13 protein-coding genes are annotated in these 11302 nt (G+C 40.7%); 10 read left to right on the forward strand and 3 right to left on the reverse strand.

Going from position 1 to position 11302, the window contains the following annotated elements:
• Positions 1-195: 195 nt before the first annotated feature.
• A complete protein-coding gene (locus DW793_RS12835; protein ID WP_118158365.1) occupies positions 196-1656 on the reverse strand; it encodes a flotillin family protein in 1461 nt (486 codons plus the stop codon).
• A 96-nt stretch (positions 1657-1752) separates the two neighbouring features.
• Positions 1753-2421 (reverse strand): NfeD family protein, encoded by a 669-nt coding sequence (locus DW793_RS12840; RefSeq protein ID WP_046441812.1) that lies wholly within the window; start codon positions 2419-2421, stop codon positions 1753-1755.
• A 214-nt stretch (positions 2422-2635) separates the two neighbouring features.
• On the opposite strand from DW793_RS12840, the gene DW793_RS12845 reads away from it, so the two are divergent.
• The 10 genes from DW793_RS12845 (at position 2636) to DW793_RS12890 (ending at position 9896) form a co-directional block, all read left to right on the forward strand.
• Complete coding sequence (locus tag DW793_RS12845; protein WP_118158366.1) at positions 2636-3172, forward strand: helix-turn-helix domain-containing protein; 537 nt, start codon at positions 2636-2638, stop codon at positions 3170-3172.
• Positions 3173-3181: 9 nt separating this feature from the next.
• The gene (locus DW793_RS12850; protein ID WP_118158367.1) at positions 3182-3631 is read left to right on the forward strand and encodes a hypothetical protein; all 450 of its coding nucleotides are present in this window, start codon (positions 3182-3184) and stop codon (positions 3629-3631) included.
• A 138-nt stretch (positions 3632-3769) separates the two neighbouring features.
• Positions 3770-4543 carry an FAD-dependent thymidylate synthase gene (thyX, locus tag DW793_RS12855; protein WP_118158373.1) on the forward strand — a complete coding sequence of 258 codons (774 nt, stop codon included), beginning with the start codon at positions 3770-3772 and terminating at the stop codon, positions 4541-4543.
• The gene (locus DW793_RS12860; protein ID WP_118158368.1) at positions 4533-5201 is read left to right on the forward strand and encodes a dTMP kinase; all 669 of its coding nucleotides are present in this window, start codon (positions 4533-4535) and stop codon (positions 5199-5201) included. Before thyX ends, DW793_RS12860 begins: the two co-directional genes overlap by 11 nt.
• A gap of 10 nt (positions 5202-5211) precedes the next feature.
• Complete coding sequence (locus DW793_RS12865) at positions 5212-6117, forward strand: DUF2156 domain-containing protein (RefSeq protein ID WP_118158369.1); 906 nt, start codon at positions 5212-5214, stop codon at positions 6115-6117.
• A gap of 19 nt (positions 6118-6136) precedes the next feature.
• Positions 6137-6679 (forward strand): DJ-1 family glyoxalase III, encoded by a 543-nt coding sequence (locus DW793_RS12870; RefSeq protein WP_022286914.1) that lies wholly within the window; start codon positions 6137-6139, stop codon positions 6677-6679.
• Entirely contained in the window at positions 6676-7251 is a 576-nt protein-coding gene (locus tag DW793_RS12875; protein WP_118158370.1) for a 5-formyltetrahydrofolate cyclo-ligase, read from the forward strand. Before DW793_RS12870 ends, DW793_RS12875 begins: the two co-directional genes overlap by 4 nt.
• 3 nt (positions 7252-7254) lie before the next feature.
• On the forward strand, positions 7255-8145 hold the full coding sequence (locus DW793_RS12880; protein ID WP_118158371.1) for an endolytic transglycosylase MltG: 891 nt from the start codon (positions 7255-7257) through the stop codon (positions 8143-8145).
• Positions 8103-8654, forward strand: a complete 552-nt coding sequence (gene mltG, locus DW793_RS12885; protein ID WP_181983571.1) for an endolytic transglycosylase MltG — start codon at positions 8103-8105, stop codon at positions 8652-8654. Before DW793_RS12880 ends, mltG begins: the two co-directional genes overlap by 43 nt.
• A gap of 18 nt (positions 8655-8672) precedes the next feature.
• Positions 8673-9896 (forward strand): peptidase U32 family protein, encoded by a 1224-nt coding sequence (locus tag DW793_RS12890; RefSeq protein ID WP_181983572.1) that lies wholly within the window; start codon positions 8673-8675, stop codon positions 9894-9896.
• Positions 9897-9935: 39 nt separating this feature from the next.
• Here DW793_RS12890 and DW793_RS12895 read toward each other — a convergent pair whose 3' ends face one another.
• The gene (locus DW793_RS12895; RefSeq protein WP_117863816.1) at positions 9936-10916 is read right to left on the reverse strand and encodes a tyrosine-type recombinase/integrase; all 981 of its coding nucleotides are present in this window, start codon (positions 10914-10916) and stop codon (positions 9936-9938) included.
• Positions 10917-11302: the final 386 nt, after the last annotated feature.

Raw genomic sequence — 11302 nt, forward strand, 5'->3', positions numbered from 1 at the left:
GTCAGTTGTTTCAATTATTTTTTCAATTTCCACTGGAAATTTTAATTGATATGGTGTATAATATTCTTGTGGTTGGTTATTCATGATACTTTAATTATACCACAAAAAAAGACTGCTGTCTTGCTTTTTGGCAAGATCGCAGCCTTTTTTCTTGGGGACTTTTTTTACAGCCCCATTTTTTTATGTGACAATTATTTATTTGTTAGGCTCTATTACCTCAACATCTTTTGGGTCGAGAGTTTCTGTATTATCAGCCTCGGCAGCTCTCTTTACTGCTTCTTCCTGTGACTTTTTCAAAGCTTCCTGTATGTCCTCGCCAAGAAAATCAGGGAGTGACATTCCTGCTTGCTTGAACAGATCGTTCAGCGGAGGAATTGACTGCATAAGTCCGCTTAGAAAGTTTGCTGTCGAGCCTTTTCCATCAGCGCCTGCACCTGTGTCCCACACTGTTATCTTGTCTATCTTGATGTTCTTGATTGCTTCTACCTGAATAGAGATTAGTTCTTCAAGCTTGTCAGCAACTATGAGTTTAACAGCTGCGTTAGCGTCTCCGCCTGCTGCTTCAACAAGCTTTCTCATACCTTCTGCCTGCTTTGTGAGTATTTCCTGATTACCCTTTGCTTCAGCTTCCATTTTTGCAAAGATAGCATCGGCCTCACCCTTTGCTTTACGTCTTACTACCTCAGCCTGTGCTTCAGCTTCGATCTCGGCCTGCTGCTTTGAGATCTGAGCCTTTACGATAACATCGGCGGTCTGTGTAGCCTTTTCAAGTTCGGCTCTCGTCTGCTCGGCGGATTGCTGAGCTATGTAAGCTTCCTGCTTTGCCTTTGCTGCCTGAACAGCTTCAGCGGCTGTAGCCTGTCTGAGAGCTTCCGCTTCACGCTCACGTCTGAGGGCTTCTGACTGTGCAACCTCTATCTTGGCCTGGTTCTCACCGTCGATAGCAGAAGCGTTTGCAGCAGCGACTTGGATACGCTGGTCTTTCTGAGCGTTTGCCTGACCGATCTCACCGTCTCTGTGTTTTTCGGCAACTGACTTCTTAGCGTCATTGATGGCCTTTGCAGCAGCTTCTTTACCGAGAGCTTCCAGATATCCAGACTCATCTGTGATATCCGTTACGTTTACGTTGATAAGTTTAAGACCTATCTTTTTAAGCTCTATCTCAACATTGTTTGATACCGCGAGCAGAAATTTATCTCTGTCCGAGTTTATTTCCTCGATATCCATTGTTGCGATAATAAGTCTCAACTGACCGAAAATAATATCCTTAGCAAGCTCCTGTATCTCAATGAGTTTAAGACCGAGAAGTCTTTCAGCAGCGTTCTGCATAACGCCTGGTTCTGTCGAGATACCAACTGTAAATCTTGACGGAACATCAATTCTGATGTTCTGCTTTGAAAGAGCGTTTTTTAGATCCACATTTATGGATATAGGAGTAAGATCCATATACTCATAAGATTGGATTATTGGCACGATAAATGCCGCACCGCCGTGGATACATCTTGCGCTTCTTGCTTGACCATTCTTGTCTGTTCCTACTTTACCATAGATAACAAGCACCTTATCAGACGGACATTTTCTGTAGCGTGACAGTATCGCCATAATTGCCGCAAAAAGCACAACGACTATCACGCAGATGATGATTACTGGTTCCATAATTTTTCCTCCCACACAAATAATATTATAATAACCTCAAGACGGGTCATTTCACAGAATCGTTATGTTTAGAACCCATTTGTTCTATCAATTCTTTTATTTTTCTATTACGACAGTATCTCCTTGCAAATCGATAATACGGACCTGAGTTCCTGTCTTTATAAGCTCATCACCATTGTTTATTGCAGTGACTTCTCTTAGCTGTCCGTTTATCATAACATTCACCTTACCAAGCCCATGGTCTTTAGGTGGGCAGGGGATATAAACAGTAGCAGTTTCTCCTATAGCATTTTTATAATCAGCCGTACCATTTTCAGCAAGTCTTGCAGAAAGTTGAACTATCTTTGCTACAAGAAGCATGGTCGCCAGACCCAGAACAAAGCCGATAACTGTAGACAGTGCTGGATAAACACCTGAGCTTACAAGAACGATAGATGACCAGCTAAACACAGTGAAAAAAGCAACTATGGTCTGAAGAGTGAACATTCTCATAGAAGCAAAATCCGCAGGGTTTCCGCCGTCTACGTTGTGGTCACAGCCGATATCATGTGTACAGTGACCAATATCCACATCTCCGTGACCGCTGATGTTGGTATCAACATCAAGATCAAGACCTGACGTGTCGCTGAAATCGTGACCGCTTCCACCATCATGAAAACCGAACATAGAAAGCAAAGTCTGCACAAGCAGTATAAGCGTTGACGGAAACGCTATACAATACAACACTTTAAGTAAAAGCGACAAACCGTCCCACCATTCATTCATATAGCTTACACCTCCAATGTAAATATTATTTACGCTTATTATATACTCATTTATCTTATTTGTTAATAGATGTTCGACAATAATTAAAATTATTTTTTAGATATGGCTTAGCACAAAAAAATTGTAAATTTTTCGTTAAACACTTGAAATCTGTTTTACTATCTGCTATCATATAAGTAAATGAAATTTACAGTAAATAAAGTGAGGCGATATAATGGAGAAAAATACTCTCGGCAAGAGGATAAAAGAGGCAAGGCTTGCAAAGAAAATGACTCAAAGCGAGGTAGTGGGTGATTTTATAACCCGCAATATGCTTAGTCAGATAGAGAGCGGCTCAGCAACGCCGTCGGTAAAGACCCTTGAATACCTCTGCAAGGTGTTGGAGATAGAGCCTAATACCCTTCTGCCTGATGAAAACGACTCCATAAACGCCCCTGACGCAGAGGGCTATATCAGTATACGGAAAGAATTTATAAACAAGAACTATAAGGCTGTTATAGAGTATGACGCTGATGACGAATTTTCAGATGAGATATGTGCGCTTAAGGCGAAAGCTTGCCTTATGGAGGCTAGGGAGTATTCAGGCTCTGACAGTGCCACGGATCTTCAAAAGGCGATAGACCTTGCCAAGCAGGCTTCTGAACTTTCAAAGCGTGGTATTTTTGCAGATGAAAGCGTTAAAAGCAAGGCTGACGAGCTATTAAAAGCTAACGCTAAGCGTCTTAGCGACTATTACAGAAGTCTTTTGTAGGGTACAGTCATGGAATTTGTTATCATAGCCACGGTTGTTCTTGTGCTTGCTATGTGTCTTGGCGCAGACTTTGTTATAGTTCCTATAATGTTCATTGTTTTTCTTGTTGTCCTGCTACTGGTTATTTTTAGTTTCTTTGTATACTCTGCTGTAAAACTTACTGGAACGAAAAGCGTGAAAGGAAAATTTGTGCGTTTCGGCAGGGCAGAGGGCAAGAAATTTGATACAGCGTTTTACAAGGTTAGTGATAGTGAGTATCCAAACGTATTCCCATATGAGGTAGTAATGCGCTCAAAGATATACATATCCGATAAGGTCTGTAGGCTCAGATATGACGGCAAAAGAAATGAAGTTTTTGACCTGAATGCAGTTTGCTGTGTGATATTTGGACTTGTTCTTAGCAGCGTATCGGTGGTGATGATGATACTTTTTCTACTAACAGTGATAGGCTTGAATTGAATGATTTTAGGCAGTAGGTTAGCTTGCTGCCTTTTTTGTGCATTTAAAATGGCAATAGTGGGTGATTTAAAATAAAATGTTGACTTGTAGGCTTTTTAATGGTATAATATAAAAAATATGTGGAAAGGATCATATATGATGAGAGTTGAGCTTATTACCCATACACCTGAGCCTGAAAAGGTGGTTGCTACTGCTGCAAAACTTTGCTATTCAAGCAGTGATATCGCCTCGCTTAGAGAGGGTCTTACGGAAGAAAAAACAAAGAGCTTTATTGAAAGGCTCGTGTCTATTGGTCACGAAAGCCCTATGGAACACGTTTCTTTTACTTTTGGCATAGAGGGGATATCTCGTGCCTGCTCTCATCAGTTGGTAAGACACAGAATTGCGTCTTACTCTCAAAAAAGCCAGCGTTATGTAAATGAAAGCGGCTTTGAGTTTATCACGCCACCATCAATAGAGGCTGTGCCAGAAGCAAAGGCTGAATTTGACAAGCAAATGGATCAGCTCCTTGAGTGTTATAATAAGATTGCCGACATACTTACAAATACACATGAAAAGGCGTTTTTAGAGCAGGGTATGTCTGAAAAGGACGCACTTAACAAGGCTAAGAAAAAAGCCTATGAGGACGCAAGATTTGTTCTTCCTAACGCTTGTGAAACAAAGATAGTTGTGACAATGAACGTCAGAACACTGTTTAATTTCTTCCAGCATAGATGCTGTAACAGAGCACAATGGGAGATAAAGGCTGTGGCTGATGAAATGCTCAGACTTTGCAAGCAGGCCGCTCCTGAGCTTTTCAAGAACGCAGGTCCATCATGTGTAATGAAAGGCAAGTGTCCGGAGGGCTCAATGAGCTGCGGAAAAATGGCTGAAGTAAAGAAAATTTACGGAGAAATGAATAATGTTGAATAGATCTGGACTTATAGTTCTTGAGGGACTTGATGGAAGTGGAAAATCAACTCAATTTGAAAGGCTTTCTGCTTATTTCAGCGAAAATGACATAAAGCATAAGGCTATAAGCTTTCCTGACTATGATAATCCGTCATCTGCGTTGGTAAAGATGTATCTTAATGGTGAGATAGGCAAAACGCCTGCTGACGTGAATGCCTACGCAGCTTCAAGCTTTTACGCTGTTGACAGATACGCTTGCTACAAGCAATTTTGGGAGCATGACTATAAAGAGGGAAGTCTTGTACTTGCAGCGAGATATGTTACGTCAAACTGCATTTATCAGATGACAAAACTGCCGAAAGAGCAATGGGAAGATTTTATAGGCTGGCTTGAAGATTACGAGTATGACAAGCTTGGGCTTCCAAGACCTGACAAGGTGATATTCTTGGATATGCCAATAGAGATATCTCAAAAGCTGATGTCGGGAAGATACGGCGGAGATGAAAGCAAAAAGGATATCCATGAAGCAAATGTGGAGTATCTGAAAAAATGCCGTGAAGCCGCTTTGTTTACCGCTGAGAAACAGGGTTGGGATATTATTCCTTGCAGCGACGGCAGCGAGCCTTATACAAAAGATAAGATTTTCGGAGATGTTCTGGGGTTAATCAATAGAAAGTAATGTGTGTTTAATGTTTGATTTCAGAAAAATAAGTTTTGAGGACAAAGAATGGATAACCAAGTGTCTTGCAGTATCAGATTTCAGAGGAGCAGAATATTGCTTTGCAAATAATATGGCGTGGCAAAGACTTAATGACACTGTAATAACACATCATGGTGATTTTTATATAAGCTGTTCCTTTGAGGACGGTCAGCCGTATTTTACATTTCCTGTGGGCGTTAAAATAGACGTTGAGGGCAAAGAAAAATATATCAGGCTTTTTGATGAGCTTAAAGAATATGTTTCCGCCCAGGGAAAGCCGCTTATCGTATCTTCTGTAACAGATGATAACCTAAGCTGGATAAAAGAATATTATGGTGATAAAATCATCTGCGAGTATGATAGGGACAGTTCAGACTATATTTACAATGCTTCCGACCTTATCGAGCTTAAAGGCAAAAAGTATCACGGCAAGCGTAACCACATAAAGCGTTTCATGGACGAGCCTTGGGAATACAGAGAGCTTACTGATAAGGAAATAGACAGTTGTATTGAATTTTCGGCTGAGTTTTATAATAAGAACGACAACGCTGACGATCCTTCGGCAGTGGTTGAGCAATATGCTATTGATCTTTTTCTTACGAATATGGATAGGCTCGGACTTAAAGGCGCTGTGCTTTACAGAAATGATAAAATGACAGGCTTTACGGTTGGTGAACAAATAAATTCGGATACCTTTGTGGTGCATATAGAAAAAGCACTCGCTGACGTTCAGGGTGCATATCCTATGCTGTGTAGTCAGTTTGCGTCGCATAACGCAAAGGGTCTCAGCTTCATCAACAGGGAAGAGGATCTAGGAATAGAGGGTCTTAGAAAGTCAAAGCTTTCTTATAATCCTGCTTTTCTTTTGAATAAAAATGTAATTACTTTCAGATGATCGAAAGGAGTCATTTGTTATGGTTTATGTATTTCTTGCCAATGGTTTTGAGGAAATGGAGGCTCTTGCCCCTGTGGATCTGCTCAGACGAGCAGGCGTTGAAGTTTTTACTGTAGGTGTAGGCTCTGATATGATAGTCAGCTCACACAACATTCCTGTCAAGACCGATACAACAGTGGATAAGATAGTTCTTAATGACGAGCTCGAAATGATAGTTCTTCCAGGTGGTATGCCGGGTACTTTAAATCTTGAAGCAAGCCCTGATGTGCTTGGTGCGGTTGATTACTGTGCTGATAATAACAGATACATTGCGGCGATATGTGCCGCTCCGTCCATAATCGGTCATAAGGGTCTTCTTGACGGCAGATATGCAACTTGTTTTCCAGGCTATGAGAAAGATCTTAAAGGTGCGATACATTCTGCCAGACTTGTGGCTGTTGACGGTAAGTTCATCACTGCAAAGGGCGCTGGCTGCAGCATGAAGTTTGCACTCAAGCTTGTAGAGCTTCTTGTTTCAAAAGAAAAGGCAGAAGCCCTTGAATCAGGTATGCAGAGCAAATGACAGATAAAAAAGCTTTAAGAAAGCATTTCAAAGAGATACGTCTTAGTATGTCTGCTGAAGAAAGAAAACAGGCAGATGTGGCTGTTCAGCAAGCTTTCCTTGACAGCGAGGAGTATAAAAGCTGCACAACTGTGCTTGCATATGTTTCCTCTGATATTGAAGTGTCTACGGCGGAGATAGTAAGAAAGGCGCTAAAGAGCAAGATAGTGCTATGCCCGAGATGTGAAAAAAACGGCAATATTATGTATTTTTACAGAATAAACAGCACCCATGATCTCAAAGAGGGTAGGTTTGGCATTTTTGAGCCTGATGAAAGTTGTGAGAAATACTGCGTTTTTGACGATGCATTGTGTATCGTGCCTGCGCTTTCGTATGATAAAGACGGATACAGGCTTGGCTTTGGTATGGGCTTTTATGACAGATTTTTGGCTGATTATAATGGCATGAAGCTAGGTTTATGTTACGATAACTGTATGTCAGAAAGTTTTTGTCATGACGGCTATGATATCTCTGTAGACAAGGTATTTACTGATAAGGATATATATACTATAAACACAAAGGAAAGGAAGTAAATAATGGACGATCTGAATTTTAATGTTGACGATATAATAAATGATGTCAACGCAAAGATAAAGTCTGCCGAGAAAAATGAAGCGGACGAAGAAAGCGTTGAAGCAGAGCCTATCGCTGACACTGAGGACAGTTCCGAAGCCTGTGAACAGGCAGATAATACTGACGAGAAACCACAGGAAACTCCAGAAGCGACCGATGACAAGCCTGAACCTATCCTAGCTTTTCACGAGGACAAGTCAGAGGAAGACAAAAGCGAGGAAGACGAGGATAAAGAGCCTGAGAAGCCCGAAAAGCAAGAAAAAAAGTCAAAAAGCGGCAAGAAGAAAAAGAAAAAAAGAAAGAAAAGCAAGGTGAATAATTCTGTGTTTGGCGGAATTATACTTGTTATAGTAATTCTTACAGTCTCTTTAGTGCTTGCAGTGGGCGGCATTTCTATTGGTATGGAGTATTATGGTATCGGAAAAACTGACGAGGATATCAGATTTAATATCCCTGCAGGCTCAACAAACAGTGAGATAGCTGATATACTTGTAAATGAGGGAGTTATAAAGAACAAAAAGCTGTTTATGCTTGCTTTGAAATTTGAAAAGCCCGCAGCTATATATCCTGGTGATATCACACTTCAGCCATCAAGCGGATATTCTGAAATAATCGAAAAACTTTCACAAATGAGAGAGTCATACAAGACTGTAAGCATTACATTCACAGAGGGAGAAAATCTTCTTGACATAGCTAAAAAGCTTGAAGATAATGAGGTCTGCACTGCTGACGACTTCCTGTTTGAATTCAATAAAATCAAGGCTTTGACTTTGAAAATGATGTTGATGATAACGGCGATATGTTCTATCGCATGGAAGGTTATTTCTATCCTGATACATATGAGTTTTATGTGAATGACAGCGCAGGAAACGTTACCAAGAAGCTGAGAGAGCAGTTTGAAAAGAAATACGAAACCGTCAAAGCTAAGATCAAAAATTCCGGTATGTCACTTAACGAAGTTATGACCCTTGCTTCTATCGTTCAGCTTGAAGCCGCTTCTGAGTACGAAATGCCAAAGGTAGCTTCGGTATTTCTGAACAGACTTGATGACCCTGACACCTATCCTATGCTCCAGTCTGATACAACAACAAATTATATTAAGAATGTTATAAAGACCGAGGCTGACAACACAGCTTCTATTGAGCATTATACCGAGTGTTATGATACCTATAAGTGCAAGGGCTTGCCGGCAGGACCAATATGCAACCCTGGTATGGCTGCAATAAACGCTGTTCTTGAGCCTAAGAAGACTGATTACTATTACTTCTGTAATAATCTTAAGACGGGCGAAACATTCTATGCAAAGACACTTGACGAGCATGAGGAAAATCTTGTTAAGGCTGGACTTGCAAAGAAAAAGTAATAAAGGATTGAAATTTTAATGACTGAAAATAATTTGCTTGAAGTTCTTGCTCCTGTGGGAGATATGGAACGTCTGTATGCGGCGCTGGATTTTGGTGCTGATGCAGTTTATCTTGGAGGTACGGCTTTCGGAATGAGAGCCGCCTCTGCAAGCTTTGACGCTGAGCTTCTGAAAAAAGCCTGTGACGAGGCTCACAGCAGGGGTAAGCGTGTGTATCTGACCTGCAATACGCTTCCTCATAATGACGAGATAGTGCATTTAGAGCAGTTTGTGAATGACGCTCTTGCGGCAGGCGTTGACGCTATGATAGCCAACGATATCGGTGTTTTTTCACTGATAAAAAAATATGCACCTGATATGGAGATTCATGTTTCCACACAGGCCGGTATAGTAAATTATGTTACTGCAAATGAATTTTATAACATGGGTGCTAAGAGGGTAGTGCTTGCAAGAGAGCTTTCTCTCGAGGAGATCGCCGAAATAAGAGCAAAGACCCCTAAAGATCTTGAAATTGAGTGCTTTGTACATGGTGCAATGTGCGTAAGTTTTTCAGGCAGATGTTTGCTTTCCCAGTACCTTGTAAACCGTGACGCAAATCGTGGCGAGTGTGCGCAGCCTTGCCGCTGGGGATACCACCTTATGGAAGAAAAGCGCACTAATGAGTTTTATCCTGTTTTTGAGGACGAAAAAGGAACTTATATCCTCAACGCCAAGGATATGTGTATGCTCAACCACATTGATAAGCTTGCAGAGGCAGGCGTGAACAGCTTTAAGATCGAGGGCAGAGCTAAATCTTCGTATTATGTGTCCGTTATCACAAATGCCTACAGAAAAGCTATGGATATCTATAAGTCTGATCCGGAGCATTTTGAGTTGCCACAGTGGCTTAAGGACGAAGTTTTCAAGGTAAGCCACAGAGCATACTGTACAGGATTTTTCTTTGGTCACCCAAAGGAGAGCCAGTATTACGAAAACGGTGGGTATATTCGTGAATATGATGTTGTGGCTGTGGTTGACGGTTGTAGCGGTGGAAGAATATACTGTACTCAAAAAAACAAATTCAACAAGGGCGACGAGATTGAAGTTCTTTCACCTGTTGGCAGCCCTGTGAAGTTCACCGTGGAGGAAATGTTTGATGAATACGACAACTCCATAGATACTGCAAATCATGCAGCTATGAAGATGTCAATAAGATCAAATCTGACGTTCCCAGAACATTCTATAATTCGTATGAAAAAATAGCAAAAAAAGCCATGTGATTTTCCTCACATGGCTTTTTGTTTACTTCTTTTTCTTTTCAATTTCTTCAGACAATGGATTCGACTCCATGGCCTTTTTGATGTTTTCATCAGATAAATGTGTGTATATCTCAGTGGTCGCAATGCTTTTGTGACCGAGTATATCTTTCAGTACAAGAGTATCTACACCGCCGTGTTGGTACATTAGGGTTGCGGCTGTATGCCTGAGCTTGTGGGTGGTAATACCCAAATTGCTAAGTCCTGCACGCTGGAGCTGTTCATCTACTATTTGTTGAACACGTCGCTTGTTTATCCTTGTTTTGTTAGCTGATAAAAAAATGGCAGTTTGTTCCACGTGGGGGCGGGTAGTGTCAATATACTCATCAAGTGCAGAAACACAAGCGTCGTTAAGGTAAATAATGCGCTCCTTGCGGCCTTTGCCGAGGACACGCAGAGTTCTGTTATCTCGGCTGTAATCGCTTAAATTCAAGCCCACAAGCTCGCTCAGACGCATACCGCAGTTAAGGAACAGAGTAATGATACAATAATCACGCACCTGATTTTTAGAGTCGATATTACGCAGAAGCTCAAGGCTTTGTTCAAGGGACAGATATTTAGGCAAAGCCTGATTTATATGCGGCAATTCAAGATCATCAAGCGGATTGTTTGAAATGAGCTTGGCTTTTTTGCAAAGATAAACATAGAATTGTTTCAAAGCAGAACATTTTCTTGCACGGGTTTTTGTGGAATTATTGCGCTCATCTTTGAGATACTTTAAATAAACATAAGCATCGTTTAGTGAAAAGCATTCGAGCCATTCTATTGGCGTTTCTTTTATTTTTATTTTATTGAAAGGCGTTTCGGCTGGAACTGCATGGTGTTTGACATTAAGATATCGCAGAAATGTTCGGATATCAATAAAATAAGCTTCTTCAGTGCGGTCAGAACGGTCTTTGACAACCTTCATGTTAGTTAGAAAATCGTCAAGATAATATGGGCAATCATCTACATATGCTTGTTTCATTTATATCTATTCTCCTTATTTATCGCTTCTCTAAGTTTCACTAAATTTTTATTTAGTGAAACTTTCCGTGCCCACTGCGAGAGGGGCTGATTGTGGTGCTCTCGTCCGTTTTGCTCTGTTATCCTTTGAACACTAATTCAAGTATACACTGTCTTTTGCGTGCTGTCAAGCTATGCTACAATGCGGTAATCCCTTGACAACAATTGAGGGACAGTTTATAATAAAAAAAAGTATACAATTTATATATTTGCAAAGTTGAAGGAGAAATAATTAATGTGTGTTGTTATTCCTGATTGCACTTCTTGCAAGAATTTTAAAGGTAAAAATAAGAATGTATTATTCTACTGTAGTGCCTTTCCACAAGGAATTCCTAAAAATATTTTTAG

This window comes from Ruminococcus sp. AM31-15AC (assembly GCF_003462045.1).
Classification (GTDB): domain Bacteria; phylum Bacillota; class Clostridia; order Oscillospirales; family Ruminococcaceae; genus Hominimerdicola; species Hominimerdicola aceti.